The following is a 21,823-nucleotide window of genomic DNA, read 5'->3' on the forward strand; positions in this document are numbered from 1 at the left end:
TCGTGATGATCGAGGACGATGAGGGGCATGCGCGCCTCATCGAGAAGAATATCCGTCGCGCAGGCGTCTCCAACGAGATCATCCACTTCACCGACGGCACCTCGGCGCTCGCGTTTCTCTATGAGTCGCCGCAGGGTCCGGCCATGAACGGCCCGGCTCTGGTGCTGCTCGACCTGAACCTGCCGGACATGAGCGGCACCGAGATCCTGATGCGGATGAAGGCGGAGGACAGCCCGCTGCGTCGCACGCCGATCGTCGTTCTCACCACCACCGACGACAAGGTCGAGATCCAGCGGTGCTACGACCTGGGCGCCAACGTCTACATCACCAAGCCGGTGAACTACGAGTCCTTTGCCACCGCGATCCGCCAGCTCGGGCTCTTCCTGTCGGTGATCCAGCTGCCGGAGCAGGCCGAGGATGCGCGATGAGCAACCCGCCCCGGGTTCTCTACATCGATGACGACGAGGGATTGCGCACACTGGCCGAGCGCGCTCTGACGCGCCGCAACTTCACGGTGACGACCGCCGCGGATGGGATCGAGGGCGTCGCGCGCGCCGCTGCCGAACGCTTCGACCTGATCGTGGTCGACCACTACATGCCCGGGCAGGACGGGCTTGAAACACTGGCGCGTCTGCGTGCGCTGCCCGATCCGCCGCCGGTGATCTACGTCACCGGTTCGGAGGAGAGCCGCGTCGCCGTCGCGGCGCTGAAGGCCGGTGCGGCCGACTATGTCGTGAAGGTCATCGGCGACGACTTCTTCAACCTCCTCGAGACGGCCTTCGGCCAGGCTCTCGAGCGCGTGCAGCTGCGGCGCGCGAAGCGCGAGGCCGAGGAGGCGCTGCGGGCGAGCAACGCGCACCTCGAGGCGCTGCTGCGCGAAGTGAATCACCGCGTGGCGAACTCGCTGCAGCTCGTCCTCGCCTTCGTCCAGATGCAGTCCAATTCGCTGACGGATCAGGCTGCGCGCGCCGCGCTCGCCGATACGCAGCGTCGCATCACCGCCATCGCGCAGGTTCACCGCAAGCTCTACGCCGGCAGCGACGTCGCCTCGGTCGACATGGCCGATTACCTGAGTTCGCTGGTGCGCGAGCTCGAGGACACCTGGTCGACACCGGGGTCGCCGCGGACCCTGCGGCTCCTCGTCGATCCGATCCGGCTGAAGACCGACAAGGCGGTGTCGCTCGGGGTGATCGTCAACGAGCTGGTGAGCAACGCCTGCAAGTACGCCTACGACACCCCGGCGGGCGGCGAGGTTCGGGTGAGTCTGTGCCGCGACGGCGAAGAGCATTTCGTGCTGCGGGTCGAGGACGACGGCGCCGGCTTCGCCACGAACGTTCAAGCGCGGGGAACCGGCCTCGGTGCCAAGCTCGTGCGCGCGATGGCGTCGAGCCTGCGCACCGAGGTGGCTTATGAGCACGCCGCGGGTGGCGTGAAGGTGAGCCTGCGGGCCGCGGTCTGAGCAAGGGCCCCGCTGCGTTCGTCTCACGCGCGAGCAGGTCGTGCCCGATCGCGCGCCGCGGCCGCCGCGTCCTGCCTCACACGGACTCGATCGCGTTCGAGATCGCGTCGGCCAACTCGCGCTGCAGAAACGGCTTCGACAGGACGGGATGCATGCTCGCGCCACCCGATCCGAACTCGGCATAGCCTGTCGCGATGATGATGGGCAGGTTTGGCCATCGCGCGCTGATCGTGGTGGCGAGCTGCAGGCCGGTCATGCGCGGCATGGCGTAATCGGTGATCACGAGATCGACGGCGGTTTCGCGCTGCAGCACCGCGAGGGCTTCCACGCCGCTCGTCGCCTCGATCGCCCGATGGCCAAGATCCTCCAGCATGGCTGCGGTGTTGGTGAGCACCAGACTGTCGTCGTCCACCGCGAGCACCGTCAGCGGCTGCGCGCCTCGCGCCGCCGGGTCGGGGACGAGACGCAGCGCCTCGCTCGCCGCCGCGACACGGGGAACCGCCGGCAGCCAGAGCTCGGCGGTCGTGCCCTGTCCCTGTCGGCTGTCGAGAAACAGCCGTCCGCCGGCCTGTTCGGCAATGCCATGAACCATCGAGAGGCCGATGCCGCTGGGCTGTCCTGCCCCTTTGCTCGCGAAGAAGGGGCCGCTCGCCAGCAGCGGCGGCTGCGACGTCGCGGGACTGGCACCGGTTTCGCGCACGACGAGACGGATGTAGCGCCCGGGCGGAAGGGTGCGCCGGAGATCGGCAGAGGCATGCTCCACCTGCCGCGCCGCAATGTGGAGCACCCCGCCCTCGATCATGCTGTCCCGGGCGTTCACGGCAAGGTTGAGCAACGCAAGCTCGAGCTGGTTGAGGTCGGCGTGGACGAAGTCCAGCCCGGCCGGCATGTCGAGCGAAATCGAGATCATCGGGCCCAGCGAACGCTGCAGCAGGCTGGCCATTCCCTCGACCATCTTCTGGAGGTCGAGGGATCGCGGCTCGACAGGCTGCTGCTCGGCGAAGGCCAGCATCCGCTTGGTCAGCGCGGCGCCACGCTCCGTGCCCTTCCTCGCATTTTCGAGGAGGGTCGCATAACGCGGATCGGGCGGCAGCCGCTTGCCGAGAAGCTCGAGGCTGCCGGAGATCGCCATGAGCAGGTTGTTGAAGTCGTGCGCGATGCCGCCGCTGAGCTGGCCCACCGCTTCCATCTTCTGCGCCTGGAACAGCGCCTCGCGGGCGCGTTCGAGAGCGAGCTGCGCCTCCCGCCGCTCCGTCATGTCGCGCGTCACCTTCGCGAAACCGATGAGCATGCCGCGCTTGTCGCGGATCGGGTCGATCACGCCGTTCGCCCAGAATCGCTCGCCGGATTTCCTGTAGCGCCAGCCTTCGCTCTCGAAGCGGCCCTCGCGCGCCGCTGTGGCGAGCGCCCGCTGCGGCTCGCCCCGCAGGCGGTCCTCCTCGCTGTAGAACTGGGAGAAGTTCCGACCGACGATATCGCGCGTCCTGTAGCCCTTCAGCCGCTGGGCCCCAGGGTTCCATGTCGTCACGACGCCATCGGTGTCGAGCATGTAGATGGCGTAGTCCGTGATCGCATGGACGAGCAGTCGGTAGCGCTCTTCCTCGGTCCAGGACATCTCGAAGGGCTGCGCGATGCTCATCTGATGCCTCTCTGGTGCATGGCTCGGAGGTGGGGACGCCACCGACCCCTCCCGCCGCAGAGCCCGTCGAGGCGCCTGCACGCCGTGACTATGGCGTGTCCCGGCTGTTCCGCAACTGGCCTGACCAATCCCCCTGCGCCGCAGGCCTCCAGAGGAGAGCGCCGACCGCAGGTTTCACCATGAACATGTAAACAGACGACGAATCAACCGACTAGGCTCAGTGACTGTCTTGCCGGGCGAAGCGTCTTGTCCTCGCCCCTCGCGTCTCCCGCGCCCGATGGCGGTCCGGGTCAGTGCAGCTTTGGCCAATACCGGTCGGCGCGGTAGTCTTCGGGGATCGGATCGAGACGGGCCAAGGCTTCGCCAACGAAGCTGATCTGCAGCTGAAGATACCGGATCTCCCGTGGCATCGGCCGGCCGGTGGCAAATTCGCGGATACGCCAGGCGTCGAAGCCAATCGCCCGGATGCGCCGGGCCGCTTCGTAAGCGACCTGATCGGGTCGCACCGGCCCCCCAGCCGCCGCCTCCGGGCCGCCCGCGGGCCCATCGGCAAGACCGCCCTCGATCACCTTGAACTTCATCATGTGTCGCAGTCCCGCAGTCGAACGCGAGATCAGCGTGGCTGGCGCAAATTGCTCGAAGCTTGCAGGACATCGGCACCGCGGTCGATGCGACGACCTCGGGCTGGCGGCGGCAGACGGCTCTTGCGTCCGAGCACCAACAGCGACCGCGCGGCGCCCGATGCAGCGGTGCACCGGACAGGTGGCGGCTCTGCGTCGGGCTCGGCGCCGGATGCCTTCCGATCGGCGTGAGGCGCCGGACCATCGGCGGCCTGCGCGCACGCGTGGACCGAGGGCGTCGTCGCCCCCAGCCAGACGGTCTGCTGCCGGTGATTGGCCGGCGTCTCGTTCAGACGTTCAGCAGCTGTGCGAGCTGGGCGGCGAGTTCGACGTGGTCATAGGGTTTGGCCAGCCGCGGCAACTGCAAGGCATCTCCCTCCGGAAGATCGGCATAGCCGGTCGCCAGCAACACCGGGAGGTCCGCCTGCTTCTGGCGAACGGCCAGAGCGAGCTCCGTTCCAGTCATTCCGGGCATCGACTGGTCGGTGATGATCAGGTCGAGTGGCTGCCCGGAGTCGAGGATCTCGAGCGCGCGCGCCCCCGAATTGGCCTCGAACACCTCGTGACCGAAGTCCTCGAGCATGTCGACGATGCTCATCGCGACGAGGGCGTCGTCGTCCACCACCAGCACCTTCGCCCGGACCGAACCCCCTGTCACTTGCAAAACCGCCTCCCAGGCACCCTCGGCGCCGTAACCGACACGTTGGTTGTCGCTCGAAACTATGGCGTCATCAAGAGCAGGGTCCTCGACGCGTTCAGTGCGACAGGCGCTTGCGGTTCGCCGTCACGCGCGTCGCGTAGGGCCTCAGCGCGGCCGACAGCAGCACATCCGCATCGCGCTGCGAGTTTCTGATACGGCCCCGCACGGCGGCCGCGGCCGCGTCTATTGTGATCCGCGTCACCGCCAAGTTGACCGCTATGGCGCTCTCCACCATTGCCTGAGCCTTCTCGGTCACCATGCGCGCAAGTTCGACAGGGTCGGGTGTCCCCGGAGCTGCCGCGTCGAACCACAGACGCCCGAGGCGCGCGGTGACGACGAAGGGCACGCCGATCATCAGCGCCGTCAACTGGGTCGCGCTGGCGGATGCGGCGGGAAATGCTCCACTGCGTGTTCTGCCGGACATGAGGAGCTCCTGTGGGGGCGGAGGAAAATGCTGTACCGCAGCATATGGCGGCGCGACCGCACGCCGCCAGAGGGCCGGGACGGAATGGGAGATTCAGCCGAGAACCGCGAGGAGGGCCAGGACGGCGCCGCCATAGAGGATGGCGAGAAAGATCACCGCCCCGAGGCCGAGCAGGATCGCCGCAAGCAGCCAGAGCCCGTCGCGCGCGGTCACCGCGACGCCGAAGAGGGCGATGGCGAGGCCGGGAATCATGTTGGTGAAGGGGAAGGGCAGCATCACCAGGAACGACAGGATCAGCGCCATCCATCCGATCGCCGGAGCGACGAAGTCCGCGGTCGGCCAGTAGCGCGGCCGTGCCAGCCGTTCGACGCGTCGCAGCGGGCCGCCCAGGCGTTCCATCAGCCGTCGGAGCGTTTGCGGGCTGAGGCTGAGCCGGCGGACACGATTTGGAAGCCAGAGCCGCCGGCGGCCGATCGCCATCTGGAACGCCACCAACATGAGGCCGCTGCCGAGAACCACAGGCACGCCAGGCGGCAACGGGATCGCGTTGATCCCGCCGAACAGGATCAAGAACGCGCCGAAGGCACGCGAGCCGAAAGCCTCGGAAAAGTCCTCGACCGGGATGCCGGGCCGGCGGCTGACCGAAAGCGCCCGCAGGATGGCGGAAATCCGAAGCTGCGGCCGGCCGCGACGAAGTGCACGGCGAGGAGGGGAGACTTCAGGCGAGGAGGACACGCGGTACTTTCGGACGGTGAGTGCTGCAGCATCCTCTTTCCCATAAGAGATTGAGGATTGCGTGACGACTGCGCGAGGTGGCGCAGGCGAGGGCGGCCGAGGCGGGGGTTCTGCGGGCGAAATTTGATCGGCTAAGGAACTCGTTTGGAAGGCTGCCGTTTTTTCGACACATCATCCGATACGGAGACCGTCATGCCACGCCGCTTTGCCGTCCTAACGCTCACTCTGGCCACCGCGCTGCTCCTCTCCGCATGCGCCAACACGGTTCGCGGCGTCGGCCGGGACGTGAATTCGACTGCTGATGCGGTGCAGGACTCCGTGCAGTAAAAACGTGTGGGCATCCGGGCCATGTCCGGGTGCCCGCCATTCGCTTCGCCTCAGTCGCGAAGCACCCCCCACCGTTCATCCCACAATCCGGCATCCTCGATGTCGACCACGATGCGGTCGAACCGAAAGCGGTTGACCACTTCGATCGCGCTGCGCAGAGCGTCCGGGACAGGGCGTTCCGGCTCCAGCCCGGGCTCCTGATGGAGGCCGCCGAGCTCGACCGCGGGCCACGTCGCCTGTGCTAGCACGAGGGCGCCGCGTCTGCGGATCGTCAAGGTGACGGCTTGAGGGGTCGAGGGATCCTCGACCCTGTCGAAGATGATGGCCGTGTCCATTCACATCTCCTTTGCATTGCCCGGCTTTCAGCAGCCGTGCTCGGAGCCGGGCACCGGACCCATGTTGGCGGCCAAGCAATTCGCTTATGGCCAACGCTTCGCTGTTCGGATCCTGGCGCTGCCGAGGCGTATGAAGAAGGATATACGGAACGCCTCACAGCATCGCAAAAAGGCCAAAGCAAATGCCGCAGGTCAGGCGAGCATAGGATCAGCGTTCCTGACGTGCGTCTTGGCGCTTGGCAGCAACTGTCGGGGTGTAGGGCGCTCTACCCAAGGGCGTGATGCGGCTCCCTTCAAGGATCGTGTCTCCAGGTTCTTCTCCGGATCGAACAGCGGCAAGAGGATGCGGCAGCTCGACTGCCGCCTGTGCGCGTCAGCTTCATGTGTCTCGCGCGGCGGCCCCACAGGAAGGATCCGCGGCTCGACTGTCGATAGCCAGCTTAAGTTCTGGTTGAAGTTTATCTGCTAGGCAAAGCGTCGGAGGGGTGACGCGTGAGCAGACTGGCCAAGATCTTCATCGCTGATCGGCACCGCCCTGCAACCCGCTACGGCATGGGACTGCTCGTCTTCGCGTTGATCTTCTGCGCCACCCTCTGGATGCAGATCCACGCAGTCGATCTTGCGGCCCAGACCTATCTCGACAGTCGCCTTGCCGGATCGTCGTCCATCGCCAAGACGCTGCAGTCGGTATTCGCCAAGCTGAAGTCGGACGTGACCGCTTTGCCGTGCAGTGACGAGTTCAAGAGGCAACTGCACGAGATCGCCTACCTTCCGGACGGTCTCAGCGAATTCATCTACGCGCCGGATCGTGTGCCGCTGTGCTCCACAGGCGGTCTTGCCGTGCAGCAGGTCCAACTGGGGACTCCGGACTTCGAACTGCCCGACGCCTCGATCTGGCTGGATCGGGACCTGTCCTTCATCGGTCTTGCGGGCCGATCCGCGACGCTCGTCTACGAGCACCCCTTCGTCGTCGTGGTGCCACCGGCGGAGACGACGGTCGAGGTGCCGTGGTGGCTGGCGAGCGAGACGGTGCTGGTCGATCGAAAGGGTGGCTGGGCGCATCGAAGCGGCACCATCGGCTTGTTCCATCATCTCAAACACCCCGCCCAGTCCGCGACCTCGGTCCTGGCGGGAACGTTGACGCGGATGCGCTGTGCGGCGGAAGGCTTCGTCTGCGTCATCGCCGAGGCCGACCTTTTCGCCCTGGCCGGGCGCTGGTCGCCGGTCGTTCTTGCAAGCTTCGTCCTTTCGCTTGCGATCGCGGCCTCGGCCGCCATGCGCCTCGACCGGACGGCCGTGTCATATTGGTCGTTCGAGCGTCGCCTTCTGCGTCGCCTCTCGCAGGACACGATCGCCTGCAGGTATCAACCCGTCATGGAACTCACGAGCGGCCAGATCGAGGGCTGCGAGGTGCTGGCGCGCTGGCGCGATGTCGACGGCAGCATCGTGCCGCCGGCGGCTTTCCTGCCGGTCATCGAGCGCTTCGAGCTGACCCGGGACCTGACACGGTTCGTGGCCGTGCGCGCCTATGACGAGTTGTCGGAGATCGTGCCGGCGGGAGATCGGCTCAGCGTTGCCTTCAACATCTTCCCGCGCGATCTCGACAGTACCTTCCTCGCAGAGGTCTTTCGTGACTTCCTCGTCGATCCGCGGTTCGACATCGTGATCGAGATCATCGAGCACGAGGCGCTCCTCGCCAACGCGCAGAGCGAGATCGAGGCGCTCGGCCGCCTCGGCTTTCGCACCTTCATCGATGATTTCGGCACGGGTTATTCCACGATCAACCTCCTGGGTGACCTCGCCGTCGACGGGGTCAAGCTCGATCGGGCTTTCGCCATGGCACCGGAAGGCAGCCTGAAGTCCCTGCTCCTGGAGCATGCGGTCCGGATGATCCATGCTTCGGGCCGCGAGGTCGTGGTGGAGGGCGTCGAGACCGCCGAATGCATGGCGCGGCTGCGGTTGCTCGACGAGGAGATCGCCAGCGTGCAAGGCTTCTTCATCGCGCCGCCGCTGGAGGCCGCCGACTTCCGGCACATCCTCCTGCGCCGCCGCCGTCCGGAAGCAGCCCTCTGCGCGGCGTAAGTCACCGAAGCGACCGTCCGACCCGCACCTGTCGACCGCACGTGCCGGTCCCGTTTACCGCGCATTAACCATCCGGTTTCAAATTGCTGAAGATCTCTTTCGGGAGGATGTGGTGCCGGATCCCGCTGACTTGGAACGACTGCCCAACCGGCTTGACGACCCGGCGCTTCTGCGTGCCGTGGTCGACATGATGCTCGCGCAGGCCCTCGACCGCGCTGCCATCGAACGCCTGCTGATCAATCTGAGGCCGGTCGACCTCGATCTCCTGTCGGATTGCTTCCAGGCGAACCCGCAGCACCGGCAAGCAGCCTGAGCCGGGAAGGGCCCGCGCCGACAGGTCGCGTGCACCCGGTCCGCTTCACCCGATGGCCTCTGCCGCCAGAGCCGCCGCGCCGCGGTGGCCGCGCCCCTCGTCGCCCGAGGGCACCATCGCGCCGATCACATCGCGCATCGTGACGGTGCCGACGGGGTGGCCGCCGCTGTCGAGCACCACCGCCTCCGTCGCTTCCGCCTCGGTCATGCTCCTTGCGGCGGCCTCGAGCGACGTGCCTTCGACAAGCGCGGAGCGCGCGCTCAGCGCGGATGAGTCCGGCGACAGCGGCCGCATGATCGTCTCGACCTTGACGACCTTGCCCCGATTGACCTCGGCGACGAAGGCGGCGACGTAATCGTCAGCCGGACTCATCACGATGTCCTGCGGGTTGCCCTGCTGGACGATCGCGCCGTCCCGCAAGATCGCGATCCGGTCGCCGAGCCGAAGCGCCTCGTCGAGGTCGTGGGTGATGAAGACGACGGTCTTCTTCAGATCCTTCTGCAACTCGAGCAGGATCGCCTGCATGTCGCTGCGGATCAGCGGATCGAGCGCCGAAAAGGGCTCGTCCATGAGGAGGATGTCGGCATCGGTGGCAAGGGCCCGGGCGAGCCCGACCCGCTGCTGCATGCCGCCGGAGAGCTGCGCCGGAAAGCTGTTCTCGTAGCCGGAGAGGCCGACCCGTTCGACCCATTCGCCCGCAGCGCGCTCCCGATCGGACCGCCCCACGCCGGCGATGCGCAAGCCGTAGGTGACGTTGTCGAGAACCGTCTTGTGCGGAAGGAGCGCGAAGCGCTGGAAGACCATCGAGACCTGGCGCCGCCGGAATGCGCGAAGGCGGTCGGGTGTCATCGCGGTCACGTCCTCGCCCTCGATCAGGATCTCGCCGGCCGTCGGCTCGATCAGGCGGTTGATGTGCCGCACGAGGGTGGACTTGCCGGAGCCGGAAAGGCCCATGACCACCTGGATCGTGCCTTTGCGCATGTCGATGTTGATGTCGCGCAGGCCGAGCGTATGTGCAGGGTCGGACTGGAGCTCCGCCTTGGTCATGCCGGCCATGACGCGCTCGATCAGCGCCTTGTCGCGGGGGCCGAAGATCTTGAAGAGGTTGCGGATGCGGATCGCCGGATCAGCCATGCTCGGCGTCCCGGTGCCGCTGCAGCCGCTTGCCGAAGGCCTGGCTCGTGCGATCAAAGATGATCGCGATCGCAACGATCGCGAGACCGTTCAGCACGCCTTGCGTGAAGTACTGGTTGTTGATCGCCTGCAGCACCGGCTGGCCGAGACCGCGCACCCCGATCAGCGAGGCGACGACGACCATCGCGAGCGCCGCCATGATCGTCTGGTTGAGCCCCGCCATGATGGTCGGCAGCGACAGAGGCAGCTGGACGTCGAGGAGCTTCTGCCAGCCGCTGGAGCCGAACGCGTCGGCCGCCTCGAGAACCTCCGCGTCGACCAGCCGGATCCCCAGATTGGTCAGGCGGATGATCGGCGGCATCGAGTAGATCACCACCACGAGAAGGCCGGGCACCAGGCCGATGCCGAGCAGCATGACGATCGGGATCAGGTAGACGAAGGACGGCATCGTCTGCATCACGTCGAGGATGGGATTGATCGTGGCCTGCAGGCGGTCCGAGCGCGACATCGCGATGCCGATCGGCAGACCCAGCAGCACGGAGAGGAGGGTGCACACCGCGATGATCGCCAGCGTGCGCATGGTGTCCTCCCACATCCCGAAGACACCGATCAAGACAAGCGCGACGGCCGTTCCGAGCGTGATCGTCCGCGACCGACTGGCGAGCCAGACGACGCCGACCACCACGCCGAGCACCACCCACCAAGGCGTCGCGATCAGGAGCTTTTCGAACCACAAGAGAAACTCGAGGAGAGGCCGAAACGCCGCCTCGATGGCATCACCCCAGGCCCTCGAAAAGGCCCGGTACTGCTGGTCGATTGTCCGCGCGAGCGCACGCAGAGTCGTGCCGTCGATCTGCGGAAACTCGAGCACCCAGTCCAAGACGGTCTCCGTGGCCAGTCGACGTCCGGAACGCCGAAGCTGCAGCTGACAGCCGGAAGCGGACAGGCGGAGCGAATCCGCCGTCCGTCTCACGACGCGCCGTCGTTAGCACAAATCGCGAACGATGAAGATCACGATTTCGCCGGAGGGGTTCCAGCGGATATGCGAGCACCACGCTTCAGTCGAAGACGCCATTCATGCGGAGCTGCGTTAGCCGTCCGGTAACGAGTGCGCGCTACAGTCTGGGTGTGACGAAGAGCCGTCGCAAAGTCCCGGACAGGTACTGCGTACCGGGCAGGCTCTTCGCCCGAAATTCCAGTTTCTCTAGGCCGGTGGAGTAGAGGCGAGGGCGATATGACAGCCTTGCCGCTGTCATATCGGCTCAACTCGCGCGACCTCGGCGTGCCGCCGGGTCAGGCGGCGAGAGGCAGCACCCGCGTCACCTCGTTCGGCCGAAAGGGCTTGCTCACCTGCGGCACGTGCCGGTAGCTGGCCGGCAGCGAGCCGAGGCTTGCCGAAACGAAGCAGAACGGGATCCGGCGCTGGATGAGCTGCGCCGCGATCGGCAGCGACGTTTCACCACTGTCCCCGAGGGAGACGTCGAGCAGCGCGAAGTCGATGCCCGAGTCGATGAGTTCCAGTCCCTCGTCGAGATTGGATGCCAACAGGCATTCGGCATCGAGGTTGCTGCTGACGATGTCCTCGAGATCGAACGCGATGATCGGTTCGTCTTCAAGAATTAAGATGCGCATGGCGATGTCCCTTCAGTCTGGCAAGCAATGCGCGGACCAGCGAGGAGTTGCACCGCATGATGTGGATTATCCGCAAAATTTAGTTGTAACGCCTTGTAAACTATGATGTTTAGGTGGCTGTCAAAGTTTGTGATCACATTGCGGCTGTGGTTGCACTGCGGTGTGTAAGTGCCTGTGTCCGTTGAGCCATATTCAACGGCACCAGCCGCGTCGGAGGTCGCCGTCGATCGGGAGTGCCATCTGCCGGCTGCATTAGCCGGCCGGCTTGGCAAAAAGCCGTCAGCCGAGGGCGAGGGCGTCCCGTGCCGGTTTAACTTCAGCCGCCGGGCGGAGGCGGGTGCCGCTCTCGTTGCCCGGTGCGCCGGTCCGGCTGCGGAACCGGTTCAGCACTTCGCTCGCCACCTTGTCGGCCGGCATCGGCTTGCCGAAGAGGTAGCCCTGGATCTGGTCGCATCCCACCGACCGAAGAAGATCGAGCTGCTGCTGGGTTTCGACGCCCTCTGCCGTGACCTTCATGTGCATGTGGTGGGCGAGGGAGACGATCGTGGCGATGATCTCGGACACGTTTGGCTCGCCATTCTCGAAGGCGAACATGAAAGACTGGTCGATCTTCAGCTTGTCGAACGGGAAGCGCCAGAGATAGCCGAGCGAGGAATAGCCGGTGCCGAAGTCGTCCATGTCGATCGACACGCCGAGCGCCTTCAACTCGTTCAACTGGCCGAGGATCTCATCGGAACGGTCAAGAAGCAGCGACTCGACGACTTCGATTTCGAGACGCCGCCCACTCACGCCGGCCGCGTCCAGCGCCTCGCGGACGATGCCGACGAGATCGCCGTCGCGGAACTGCACGGCCGACAGGTTGACCGAAACGAAGAGAGGATCGGGCCAGGCGGCGATCTGGCGTGCCGCCTCCCGGATGGCCCAGGTGCCGATGGCCTTGATGTAGCCCCGCGCCTCGGCGATCGGAATGAACTCGGCGGGCGAGATGAATTCGCCCGTCGGGACCTGCAGGCGCAGCAGCGCCTCGAAGCCGAGCAGGCGCGATCCGTCGCCGTTGACGATCGGCTGGTAGAAGAGGCTGAAACCGTCGGCCTCGACCGCCTCGCGCACCTTCGCCTCGATCTCGCGACGGCGATGCGTTTCCTCGTCCATGAAGGGCTGGAAGAGGACGTACTCCCCGACCTTTTCCTGCTTGTGATAGAGAAGGGCGAGTTCGGCGTGCTTGATCAGCTCGTCGCGGGTGCGGCCGTCCTCCGGCAGTGTCGCCACTCCGATCGAGACGCGCGGCCGGATGACCTGATCGCCGATCTTGACCGGCTCGCTCACCGCCTCGGTGATCCGGCGGGCGATCTCCGCGATCTCCTCGCGCCCGCCGAGACGTCGGTGCACGAGCACGAAGTCGTCCGCTGCGATGCGGGCGAGGAGATCGGCCTTGTCGACGACGCTCGCCATGCGGCTCGCCACCACGCGCAGCAGTTCGTCGCCGCACGCCTGCCCCAGCGTGTCGTTGACCGCCGCCAACCCGTCGATGTCGATGAAGAAATAGGCGAGGGCCTCGCGCGTCGCGCGGACCTGGGCCAGGATCTTGTCCATCTCCTCCTGCATGCGCGTGCGGTTGAGGAGCTGGGTCAGCGGGTCGTGGTTGGCGAGGAAGTAGATCCGGTCGTTGGCCTCGGCGACGTTGCGCTGGCGCAGGAAGAACAGCAGCGCGGGCGTCCCGGTGGCGAACAGGATGATGGCGAGAAGCAGCCCCGAGGCGCTGGTCAGCGTGCGCACGTAAGCCGCACGATCATCGATCATGTCGGCGACGACCGAAACGTAACCGACGACCGTGCCGCCGCGGATCAGCGGCGTGAGGACCGACGGATTGGATCGGCCGTCATCGTAGACGACCTGCCAGAAGCCGGGCTGCTGCATGATTGCCGTCGACAGCTTGTCGCCGGAGCTGATGCCGCCGGGTCGATCGCGCAACAACCATTTGTAGCGCTCCGAGCGCGAGCGGAAGACCTCGTTGCCGGTGCGATCGAAGACAGCGAAGCTGCGGATGTCGGCGAGACCCGCCACCTTGCGGATCGTGGTTTCGGCGTCGCTGTCGCGCGCGATGCCGGTGAGCAGCGCGTCGAGCGTGTCGGGATTGGCGATCAGCAGGTCGGTGAGCTGGCGGCCCTTCTCGCGCATCGCCGTCTCGACCAGGCTGCCGACGGTGAAAGACGCAAGTGTGATGACCGCCAACGCGACCACGCTCGCGAGCAGCACACCGCCGAGGATGGTCCCGCCATATCGCTTTAGCTTTCGCAGCATGCTCAATGCTCACTTCACGGCTCGACCCTAGCAACCGAAGGTAAACAAAGCGTCTGACCACCGCCTCGATTTGGGCCGGCGGTCCTTTTCCTGCTGCGGGGCATTAACCGCGATCGTCCGCTTCCCCGATCATCACTCGCACGGCATTTGACCACTGAGCCGGCTACAGGTAGCAATATGTGGCAAAAAAGAGCCGATATTGAGGGGGAAATACGATGACGCACCTTTCAAAGCTGTTCGCTCTCGCCGTCTGCGCCCTGGGTCTTGCCGTCGGGTCCGCCGGGGCGGCGGCACCTCGTCTGGTTGCACGGGTCGATCTGTCTTCGCAGACGATGACCGTTTCCTATGACGGCGAACTCGTGCACCGCTGGGCCGTGTCCACCGCACGCAGGGGCTACGTCACGCCGGTCGGCACGTACCGGCCGACGCGCATGCACCGGATGTGGTATTCGCGCAAATACGACAACTCGCCGATGCCCTACTCGATCTTCTTCCGCGGCGGCTATGCCGTGCACGGGACCGATGCGCTGCGCAATCTCGGCCGCCCGGCCTCGCATGGCTGTGTCCGGCTGGATCCCCGCAACGCGGCGGTCCTCTTCGACTACGTCAAGCGGGTCGGTCCGAGCAACGCGCGCATCGTCATCACCCGCTGACGCGCGATCGCAATGTCGCCTCGATGGGGAGGGCGGCCCTTGGATCGTGCAGGCGCCTCAGGTCTGCCAGCGCCGGTGGAACCACATCCACTGGTCTGGGTAGTCGCGCACCCAGCTTTCGACGACGTCGTTGAGGGCCTGGCACGTCGCCGCGACGTCGACCGCTCCGGTGGCATCGCGCGGCAGGTCGAGCCGCGGCATCAGCTCGAGGCGGTAGCGTCCGTTGGGAAGCCGCAGGGCACGCGCCGGATAGACCTCGCAGTCGAACTGGCGTGCCAGCTTGGCCAGCAGCGGGTTGGTGCGGCAGTCGCGTCCGAAGAAGGTCGTCGGCACACCCTTGGCGAACTTCTGGTCGACCAGCATCCCGACCGATCCGTCGCTGTCGAGCGCGCCGACCAGAGACCAGGCGGCGCCTGCCTTGGACGGCACGAGATGGCCGCCGCGTGTCCGGCGCGTCGAGAGCACTTCGCGGGCGATGTAGCGGTTGTTGGGCGGGCGGAAGAGGGCGGTGACCTCCAGCCCGAAGGTCGCCGCGCAGATCGGCAACAGTTCGAAGCAGCCGAGATGGGCCGTGAAGAAGATGAACGGTCCCTTGCGCTCGCGCAGCTCCTCGAAGATCTCGACGCCTTCGACCTCCACGATCCCAGGCTCTGTCCGGGTGGGATCGTAGTCGAAGATCTCGTCCAGAAAGACGTATTCGGCGGCGAGCCGCCCCATCTGGCCCCAGTTGGCGCGCGCGATCCGACGGACCCAGATCTCGGGCTTCTCGGGATAAGCGTGACGAAGGTTCTGCAGGGCGAGGCCGTGGCGCGGGCTGAGCGGACCGAGCGTACGCGCCAGGGCCTCGGCCGCTGCCAGCCCCGCCCGCGCGGGCAGCAGCCGCAGCACCCGCAGGATGGTGAACATCGCCTGCGCCACCAGCCATTGCTGCGCCTTGCGCCAGCGCTTCCACAGCCGCGCGATCCTCGGGTTCATCGGGTCCTTGCGTCTTCGATCTTGAGGACGATCTTGCCGAAGACCCGGCGGCTCTCCATCCGGTCGAGCGCGACCGCGATGTCGTCGAAGCCGATCTCGGTGTCGATCACCGGAGCGACGAGGCCGCGCGCCATCTTCTGCATGGCGTCGCGCATGTTGCCCATGGTGCAGCCGAAGGAGCCGAGCAGCTTGAGCTGCTGCTGGAAGAGCATCATGAGATTGGTCGGCGCCGAGACGCCGGAGGTCGAGCCGCAGGTGACGAGCCGGCCGCCGCGCTTGAGGCTGAGCATCGAGCCGGCCCAGGTGTCGGCCCCGACATGCTCGAACACGACGTCGACGCCGCGCTTCTTCGTGAGCTTGCGCACCGCTCCCTCGAAGCGCTCCTCGCGGTAGTTGATGACGTGATCGGCGCCGAGCGCGCGGGCCCGGTCCGCCTTCTCGTCCGAGCCGACCGTGGTGATCACCGTCGCGCCGTGGCGCTTGGCGAGCTGGATGGCGGCCGATCCGATTCCCGATCCGCCGGCATGGACGAGCACCGTCTCGCCGGGTTCGAGGCGGGCATTGTCGAACAGCATGTGTTCGACCGTGCCGAAGGTCACCGGCGCCAGCCCCGCGCCGAGGGCGTCGCAGCCGGGCGGTGCGGGCACCAGCTGGCGGGCCGGCAGGTTGATCCGCTCGCAGGCGAAGCCGTCGAGATGGAAGCCGTGGACGCCGGCGACGTGTTCGCACAGGTTGTCCCGGCCTTCCCGGCACGGGCGGCAGAGCCCGCAGGTGCGTGCGCCGTAGATCGACACGAGTTGGCCGGGAAGGACGCTCGACACGCCCGGTCCGATCGCCTCGACCACGCCGGCCGCTTCCGCGCCGATGGTCAGTGGCAGCTTGCGCTTGGCGAAGGCCATGCCGCGCCAGCCCCAGACGTCGATGTGGTTGAGCGCGACGACACGGATCGCCACGGTTGCCTCGCCAGGGCCGGGCGCACCCGGCGCTTCGACCTCGGTCAGCCGCAGGTCGCGGTCGCCGACGAGTTGGAGTGCACGCATGGAGGTCCTTGAGGCGTTGGGATCGCGGGAGCGGGTGCTTGTGGCCGATGTCGCCGGCGCCCGCAAGTCACGCCGGGCGACGGAGGTCGATTGGGGTGCGCCGGCGCCTCACTGCGGAGGGGCAGCGATCACCAGGCTGACATTCTGCCCGCCGAAGCCGAAGGAGTTCGACAGGACGGCCCGGACCGGCTGGCGGCGCGCCGTGTTCGGCACGGTGTCCAGCGGGATCGCGGGGTCGGGGTTGGCGTAGTTGATCGTCGGCGGCAGCACGCCTGTGCGCAGCGTCAGCACCGAGAAGACGGCCTCGATTGCGCCGGCCGCCGTCAGCGTGTGGCCGATCATCGATTTGTTGGAGGAGATCGGGGTCTCGGCGAGCCGATCGCCGAAGACGGCGGACAGGCCGGTGAACTCCATCCGGTCGTTCTCCGGCGTCGAGGTCCCATGTGCGTTGATGTAGTCGATGGCCCCCGCATCGAGGCCGGCGTCGTCGAGGCCCGCGCGGATCGTGGCGATGATGGGCGAGGCGTCGGGCTTGGAGCGCGTGCGATGGAAGTCGTCGGCCTTCTCGCCGCAGCCGGCGAGGACCGCGAGCACCTCGGCGCCGCGCGCCCGCGCCGAGGCCAGCGATTCCAGCACGAGCGCGCCGGCGCCCTCGGCCATGACGAAGCCGTCGCGATCCCTTGAGAAGGGCTTGGAGGCTTTGGCGGGCTCGTCGTTCTGGGTGGACAGGGCCGAGAGGAGCGAGAAGCGGATCAGCGCCTCGGGCGTCACCGACCCGTCCGTTCCGATGGCGATCGCGCGCTCGCAGTCGCCGCGCCGGATCGCCTCGACGCCGAGCTGGATCGCGGTCGCACCGGAAGCGCAGGCGGTCGACAGCGTCACCGGCAGTCCGCGCGTGCCGAAGCGGTCGGCAAGGCGCTCGGAAATGCGGTTGAACAGCGTCAAGGCGTAGATGTCGGCCGAGTGGTTGCGGCGGGCGATCTCCAGCAGCCGGTCGTAGCCGGGCTCATCGATGGCGCCGTCGGCCCGGTCGAGCGCGAAGCGGTGCTGCCATTCCAGCTCGATCGGCGGCGCGGCCAGGAAGAGCGGGCCGCCGAACGCGCCGGCTTTCGTGCCCGCCATTGCCAGCGCCTCAAGGCCGGCCGCTTCGGCGAGAGCATGCGAAAGGTCGCTCGAGGTGAGCGGCTCCACCGGCATGAAGTCCACCGTCCCGGCGATGGTGGTGCGCAGGTTCTCGGTGGAGAAGCGGGTGATGGCATGGATGCCGGAGCGACCGGCCGTCAGGGCGTCCCAGTTCGCCTCGACGCCGCGGCCGAGCGAGGACACGACGCCGATACCGGTGATGGCGACCAGCGGCCGTCCGAGAAAATCGGTGTCGGTGCTCATGTGAGCCGAGCCTCCATCATCGTCCGCCCAGCCGCTCGAGCACGCACAGGCCCTCGGACTGGCTGTGGCCGACGGTGGTCACGAGCGCGCGCGACGGCTCGCCGCGGGCCGCACGCTCTTCGCCTCGATCGAAGGGTGGCAGCGAGAGACGCCGCGACAGGGTTCCGGCCGCGAGTGCGATGCCGGCGGTGAAATGCGCTTCGAAGGCGTGACCGAAGAGGGTGCCATAGGCACGCTGCGTCGCCTCCGGATAACGCTCGCGCAGGAGCGCCCGCTCCCATCCCGTCGGCTCGGCGAGACCCGCCGCGCCGGAGAGGATCAGGAGGTCCTCGTCGCGCAGGCCGGTGCGATCGAGCATCTCGGCCAGCCGGGCGCGCGTCGCGCCTTCCTCGCGCGGACCTCTGTCGCCGTGTGTGCCGGCAAGACGGGCGTAGGCGGTGGCACCGCGTTCGGCGGCATGGTCGGCCGCCTCCAGCACGAGGAAGGCGCCGACGCTGCCGGGGGCGAAGCCGTCGTGGCCGGGGGTGCGGGCGAAGACCGGGCGCCACTCGTCGCGCAGCAGGAAGCCGCCGAGCTCGAAATTCAGCAGGAGATCCTTGCGCTCGGCAGAGAACGCGCCGCCGACGAGGCAGATGCGGCTCTGGCCGGCGGCAATGCGCGCGGCAGCGGTCGCGACCGCCGAGATGCCGGCGCCTTCCTCGCCCATGAAGGTGCGCGACGAGCCCGTCACCTTGTGGACGATGGAGATGTTGCCGGCCAGAAGATTGGAGAGCTGCGCCAGGAAGAGGGTGGGGCGCAGCTCGTTCGCGAGCGTTTCGTTGACCACGGCCTGCGGACTTGCAAGTCCACGCGCTCGCTGCATCACCAGCGCGTCGACCGCGGGGTCGCGTTCGCCGCCGCCCGCCGCCACGATCATGTCGATGCGCGAACGCACGGTCTCGTCGGCTGGAATCTCCGCATCCGCGAGGGCGAGGCCGGCCGCGAAGGTGCCGAGCTTCTGCCAGGTTTCCATCTGCCGCTGATCGCCCTTCTTGGGGATCTGCGCCGTCCAGTCGATCGGCGGGAGAGGGTGAACGAAGTAGGGCGCATAGGCGTCCGTCTCGATCACCGGCTGGGGCAGGGCTTCGCGGCCGAGACGATCGAGATGGGCCTCGATGCCCTCGCCGAGCGAGGACACCAACCCGATCCCGGTGATCAGCACGTCCTGTGCGGTCTTCTTCATACGGCTTCCATGGCCCAGTCGACCGGGCGCCGGCAACAGCTGCGGCGCGGCCGGCCTGCGGCGGCGGTCAGGCGCCCTTGGCGGCGCGCAACTCGTCGATCTTGGCGCACAGGTTCTTCAGCACGAAGTACTCCTCCGTCGGAGCCTTGCCCTCGTTGACCTCCTGCGTCCACTTCTCGAGCGGGATCTTGATCCCGAACTCCTTGTCGATGGCGAAGACGATATCAAGGAAGTCGAGCGAGTCGATGCCCAGATCGTCGATCGTGTGGCTGTCCGGCGTGATCCGGTCGCGCTCGATCTCGCTGGTCTCGGCGATGATATCCGCCACCCGGTCGAAAGTTGAAGACAATGCGGTCCCCGTGGTCGTTCGAAACTGCTGCACTGGCGAAACGCTATAGGGAATTCATCGGCGAAAGCAAAGCGAGCCGGCGCACGCCCCCGTGATCCCGATCGGCCGGGCTCCTTAGCCGACCCACGTTTAATCGCCTGCCGGAGACCTTCAGCCTCTCGGATCAATGGGATATCACAGAACACTAAGCATTGCTTGCAGATCTGGTTCGGCGTGGAGCAAGGGCAAGACGATCCCGGGAGCGTGGTGTGGACGATGCGCGAAATCTCGATGGCGAGCCGCTGATCTCGTTTGCGCTCGCGCGGGCCGCCACGGCGTTCGGACGTGCCGTCGCGCAGGTCTACAGGGGCGAAGCAGGGCTCTCGGGTCCGGAATTTGCGGTCATACAGATCCTGGGCGCCGCTGCGTCGCGACGGGCGACGTCGAGCGAGATCGTGGCCGCCACGACCATGGACAAGACCAAGGTGAGTCGTGCCGTGGCCTCACTCGCCGCACGGGGCTGGCTGCAGCGGGTGCGCGCCGAGACCGACCGTCGCTACGAGTTCCTGTCGCTGACGCCGGACGGCGAGGGGGCTTACGCGACGCTGGTACCACACGTGCGTGACGTGGAGGAATCGGTGCTGGCCCGGTTGACCGAGGAGGAGAGGCGAAACCTCTGTCTGGGTCTCCTCGGCCTGCTGCGCAGCTTCGACGCACGCGACTGAGCGCGGTTGCCGCGCTTGGGCGTCGCACGATTGCGGCGAACGCCGATTTGCGGCACGCCGGCAGCATGACCGAAACCATACCTCTCGCGACGGCCCGCCGCATCGCGCTCGCTGCCCAGGGCTTCGTCGACCCGGCGCCCTCCGGCGCTGTCGACCGTCGCCACCTGCAGCGTGTCCTCGGCCGCATCGGGCTCCTTCAGATCGACTCGGTCAGCGTGCTGGCGCGCGCTCACTATCTGCCGCTCTACTCGCGTCTCGGCGCCTATCCGCGCCGGCTGCTCGATCAGGCGGCCTGGGGCCCGAGGCCGCGCCTCTTCGAGTACTGGGCGCACGAGGCCTCGCTGCTGCCGGTGGAGACGCAGCCGCTGCTGCGCTGGCGTATGGCGCGGGCGGCGGACGGCCACGGCATCTATTCCGGACTCGCCCGCTTCGGCGTCGAGCGGCGCGACTTCGTAGAGACGGTGCTGCGGCGGGTGGAGGCGGACGGTCCGCTGGCGGCCTCGGATCTCGAGGGGGATCCGGGCGAAGGCGGTTGGTGGGGCTGGAGCGATGCCAAGCGCGCAGTGGAATGGCTGTTCTGGGCCGGCCGACTGACGACCGCCACCCGGCGCGGCAGCTTCGAGCGCGTCTATGACCTGCCGGAGCGGGTGCTGCCGGAGGCGGTGCTGGCGCAGCCGACGCCGCAGCCGCAGGATGCTCATCGCGAACTGATCCGTATCGCTGCCCGAGCGCACGGGATCGCGACGGCCAGCGATCTGCGCGACTATTTCAGGCTCGCGCCCGACCAGGTGAAGCCGCGCCTGCCGGAGCTTGTCGAAAGCGGGGACCTGCTACCGGTCAGCGTTCCCGGATGGTCGCAGCCCGCGTTCCTGTACGCCTCCGCGCGGCGCCCTCGGAGGGTGCACGCACGGGCGCTTCTGGCGCCCTTCGATCCGTTGATCTGGGAGCGCTCGCGCACCGAACGCCTGTTCGGCTTCCGCTATCGGCTGGAAATCTACACACCGGCTGACAAGCGCCAGCACGGCTACTACGTCCTGCCGTTCCTGCTGAACGACCGGCTGGTCGCTCGCGTCGACCTGAAGACCGACCGCCGGAGCGGCCGTCTCCTCGTGCTGGCGACCGGCATGGAGGACGGCGCCCCGGCGGACACGCTGGAGCACCTGGCGGTCGAACTGCGCCGGATGGCCGACTGGCTCGGGGTCGCGGAGGTCGAGGCCGTGGGGCCGATGCAGCCCGGCCTGCGCGCTGCGCTGGCCGTCTCGCCGCCCGCCGAGGACGGGGCGGCGCGTCCGTATCCTTGACGCTCGTCGCAGACGTCTGGCGGCAGGGGCCGTGACGCCGGTGGCGTGCGGCTTCCACGCTGCCACGACCCGCCGCTTGCCGGCGCCGGCTATCCACGAGCCGTGCTCGCCTTGGCCCGATTGCACGACGCGACCAAGGGCGGGGCAAAGGGATCGGGCGCCGGACGAACGCAAAAGGCGCCCTCACGGACGCCTCTCATTTCAACAGTGCGAGGAGCTTTGGCTCCCGCCGCTCACCAGGCGAGCGCCTGATCGAGCCGTCCGCGGCTTCTGGTCAGAACCGACCGAAACGCAGGGCGTGATGGATGTTGCCACGCTGCACGCCGATATCGGCGAGCTGATGGTCATCCATGGACTGGAGCTGGCGCATGGTGTCGCGCATCTGCTGGTAACGGCGGAAGCGGCTGGCGAAGGCGGAGAACATCGGTCTGTTTCCAGTGTTTGATCTGGTGCCTCATTTATCGTCAGTCGCTGCTTATTTGTAGTGCAATC

The 21,823-nt window shown here is 67.1% G+C and carries 24 protein-coding genes; 8 read left to right on the forward strand and 16 right to left on the reverse strand.

Annotated features, from left to right (window positions below; genetic code table 11):
• The first annotated feature begins 5 nt into the window (after window positions 1-5).
• Both NPA30_RS03740 and NPA30_RS03745 read left to right on the forward strand, forming a co-directional pair.
• The gene (locus NPA30_RS03740; RefSeq protein WP_256801558.1) at window positions 6-428 is read left to right on the forward strand and encodes a response regulator; all 423 of its coding nucleotides are present in this window, start codon (window positions 6-8) and stop codon (window positions 426-428) included.
• Window positions 425-1,459 carry a sensor histidine kinase gene (locus NPA30_RS03745; RefSeq protein WP_256801016.1) on the forward strand — a complete coding sequence of 345 codons (1,035 nt, stop codon included), beginning with the start codon at window positions 425-427 and terminating at the stop codon, window positions 1,457-1,459. The genes NPA30_RS03740 and NPA30_RS03745 overlap by 4 nt, the downstream gene beginning before the upstream one ends.
• A gap of 76 nt (window positions 1,460-1,535) precedes the next feature.
• Here the strand turns inward: NPA30_RS03745 and NPA30_RS03750 are convergent, their stop codons facing one another.
• From NPA30_RS03750 to NPA30_RS03770, 5 genes are all read right to left on the reverse strand, one after another.
• A complete protein-coding gene (locus NPA30_RS03750; protein WP_256801019.1) occupies window positions 1,536-3,098 on the reverse strand; it encodes a PAS domain-containing sensor histidine kinase in 1,563 nt (520 codons plus the stop codon).
• A gap of 290 nt (window positions 3,099-3,388) precedes the next feature.
• Entirely contained in the window at window positions 3,389-3,679 is a 291-nt protein-coding gene (locus NPA30_RS03755; RefSeq protein ID WP_256801020.1) for a hypothetical protein, read from the reverse strand.
• A gap of 328 nt (window positions 3,680-4,007) precedes the next feature.
• A complete protein-coding gene (locus tag NPA30_RS03760) occupies window positions 4,008-4,376 on the reverse strand; it encodes a response regulator (protein ID WP_372338736.1) in 369 nt (122 codons plus the stop codon).
• Window positions 4,377-4,473: 97 nt separating this feature from the next.
• Window positions 4,474-4,785: a hypothetical protein gene (locus NPA30_RS03765; protein ID WP_256801021.1), complete on the reverse strand. Its 312-nt coding sequence runs from the start codon at window positions 4,783-4,785 to the stop codon at window positions 4,474-4,476.
• A 150-nt stretch (window positions 4,786-4,935) separates the two neighbouring features.
• Window positions 4,936-5,577: an exopolysaccharide biosynthesis protein gene (locus tag NPA30_RS03770; protein WP_256801022.1), complete on the reverse strand. Its 642-nt coding sequence runs from the start codon at window positions 5,575-5,577 to the stop codon at window positions 4,936-4,938.
• A 192-nt stretch (window positions 5,578-5,769) separates the two neighbouring features.
• Here NPA30_RS03770 and NPA30_RS03775 point away from each other — a divergent pair, with 192 nt between their 5' ends.
• Window positions 5,770-5,904: an EncA/B family entericidin gene (locus NPA30_RS03775; RefSeq protein ID WP_256801023.1), complete on the forward strand. Its 135-nt coding sequence runs from the start codon at window positions 5,770-5,772 to the stop codon at window positions 5,902-5,904.
• A gap of 50 nt (window positions 5,905-5,954) precedes the next feature.
• Here NPA30_RS03775 and NPA30_RS03780 read toward each other — a convergent pair whose 3' ends face one another.
• Window positions 5,955-6,239: a hypothetical protein gene (locus NPA30_RS03780; protein ID WP_256801024.1), complete on the reverse strand. Its 285-nt coding sequence runs from the start codon at window positions 6,237-6,239 to the stop codon at window positions 5,955-5,957.
• A gap of 492 nt (window positions 6,240-6,731) precedes the next feature.
• Between NPA30_RS03780 and NPA30_RS03785 the strand changes: the two genes are divergently transcribed.
• Window positions 6,732-8,321, forward strand: a complete 1,590-nt coding sequence (locus NPA30_RS03785; RefSeq protein WP_256801025.1) for an EAL domain-containing protein — start codon at window positions 6,732-6,734, stop codon at window positions 8,319-8,321.
• A 130-nt stretch (window positions 8,322-8,451) separates the two neighbouring features.
• Window positions 8,452-8,634: a hypothetical protein gene (locus NPA30_RS03790; RefSeq protein ID WP_256801026.1), complete on the forward strand. Its 183-nt coding sequence runs from the start codon at window positions 8,452-8,454 to the stop codon at window positions 8,632-8,634.
• Window positions 8,635-8,679: 45 nt separating this feature from the next.
• On the opposite strand, the gene NPA30_RS03795 is transcribed toward NPA30_RS03790, so the two are convergent.
• From NPA30_RS03795 to NPA30_RS03810, 4 genes are all read right to left on the reverse strand, one after another.
• A complete protein-coding gene (locus NPA30_RS03795) occupies window positions 8,680-9,768 on the reverse strand; it encodes a quaternary amine ABC transporter ATP-binding protein (protein WP_256801027.1) in 1,089 nt (362 codons plus the stop codon).
• Window positions 9,761-10,648, reverse strand: a complete 888-nt coding sequence (locus NPA30_RS03800; protein ID WP_256801028.1) for an ABC transporter permease — start codon at window positions 10,646-10,648, stop codon at window positions 9,761-9,763. Before NPA30_RS03800 ends, NPA30_RS03795 begins: the two co-directional genes overlap by 8 nt.
• A gap of 413 nt (window positions 10,649-11,061) precedes the next feature.
• The gene (locus NPA30_RS03805) at window positions 11,062-11,400 is read right to left on the reverse strand and encodes a response regulator (protein ID WP_256801029.1); all 339 of its coding nucleotides are present in this window, start codon (window positions 11,398-11,400) and stop codon (window positions 11,062-11,064) included.
• Window positions 11,401-11,679: 279 nt separating this feature from the next.
• Window positions 11,680-13,701 (reverse strand): putative bifunctional diguanylate cyclase/phosphodiesterase, encoded by a 2,022-nt coding sequence (locus NPA30_RS03810; protein ID WP_256801030.1) that lies wholly within the window; start codon window positions 13,699-13,701, stop codon window positions 11,680-11,682.
• A 215-nt stretch (window positions 13,702-13,916) separates the two neighbouring features.
• Here NPA30_RS03810 and NPA30_RS03815 point away from each other — a divergent pair, with 215 nt between their 5' ends.
• Window positions 13,917-14,354, forward strand: coding sequence for a L,D-transpeptidase (locus tag NPA30_RS03815; protein ID WP_256801031.1), 438 nt, complete (start codon window positions 13,917-13,919; stop codon window positions 14,352-14,354).
• 57 nt (window positions 14,355-14,411) lie between these two features.
• On the opposite strand, the gene NPA30_RS03820 is transcribed toward NPA30_RS03815, so the two are convergent.
• The 5 genes from NPA30_RS03820 to NPA30_RS03840 all read right to left on the reverse strand — a co-directional run bounded on the left by NPA30_RS03820 (window position 14,412) and on the right by NPA30_RS03840 (window position 19,326).
• Window positions 14,412-15,329 carry a lipid A biosynthesis lauroyl acyltransferase gene (locus tag NPA30_RS03820; protein ID WP_256801032.1) on the reverse strand — a complete coding sequence of 306 codons (918 nt, stop codon included), beginning with the start codon at window positions 15,327-15,329 and terminating at the stop codon, window positions 14,412-14,414.
• On the reverse strand, window positions 15,326-16,369 hold the full coding sequence (locus NPA30_RS03825) for a zinc-binding dehydrogenase (protein WP_256801033.1): 1,044 nt from the start codon (window positions 16,367-16,369) through the stop codon (window positions 15,326-15,328). The genes NPA30_RS03820 and NPA30_RS03825 overlap by 4 nt, the downstream gene beginning before the upstream one ends.
• Window positions 16,370-16,477: 108 nt before the next feature.
• On the reverse strand, window positions 16,478-17,755 hold the full coding sequence (locus NPA30_RS03830; RefSeq protein ID WP_256801034.1) for a beta-ketoacyl-ACP synthase: 1,278 nt from the start codon (window positions 17,753-17,755) through the stop codon (window positions 16,478-16,480).
• Between the two features lie 16 nt (window positions 17,756-17,771).
• Complete coding sequence (locus NPA30_RS03835) at window positions 17,772-18,977, reverse strand: beta-ketoacyl-ACP synthase (protein ID WP_256801035.1); 1,206 nt, start codon at window positions 18,975-18,977, stop codon at window positions 17,772-17,774.
• A 67-nt stretch (window positions 18,978-19,044) separates the two neighbouring features.
• Complete coding sequence (locus NPA30_RS03840) at window positions 19,045-19,326, reverse strand: acyl carrier protein (protein WP_256801036.1); 282 nt, start codon at window positions 19,324-19,326, stop codon at window positions 19,045-19,047.
• A gap of 248 nt (window positions 19,327-19,574) precedes the next feature.
• On the opposite strand from NPA30_RS03840, the gene NPA30_RS03845 reads away from it, so the two are divergent.
• Window positions 19,575-20,030 (forward strand): MarR family winged helix-turn-helix transcriptional regulator, encoded by a 456-nt coding sequence (locus NPA30_RS03845; RefSeq protein WP_256801037.1) that lies wholly within the window; start codon window positions 19,575-19,577, stop codon window positions 20,028-20,030.
• A 65-nt stretch (window positions 20,031-20,095) separates the two neighbouring features.
• Window positions 20,096-21,331, forward strand: a complete 1,236-nt coding sequence (locus NPA30_RS03850; RefSeq protein ID WP_256801038.1) for a winged helix-turn-helix domain-containing protein — start codon at window positions 20,096-20,098, stop codon at window positions 21,329-21,331.
• A gap of 274 nt (window positions 21,332-21,605) precedes the next feature.
• On the opposite strand, the gene NPA30_RS03855 is transcribed toward NPA30_RS03850, so the two are convergent.
• Window positions 21,606-21,755: a DUF1127 domain-containing protein gene (locus NPA30_RS03855; protein ID WP_256801039.1), complete on the reverse strand. Its 150-nt coding sequence runs from the start codon at window positions 21,753-21,755 to the stop codon at window positions 21,606-21,608.
• Window positions 21,756-21,823: the final 68 nt, after the last annotated feature.

The sequence above is a fragment of the Mangrovibrevibacter kandeliae genome (genome assembly GCF_024519155.1).
GTDB lineage: Bacteria > Pseudomonadota > Alphaproteobacteria > Rhizobiales > Rhizobiaceae > Mangrovibrevibacter > Mangrovibrevibacter kandeliae.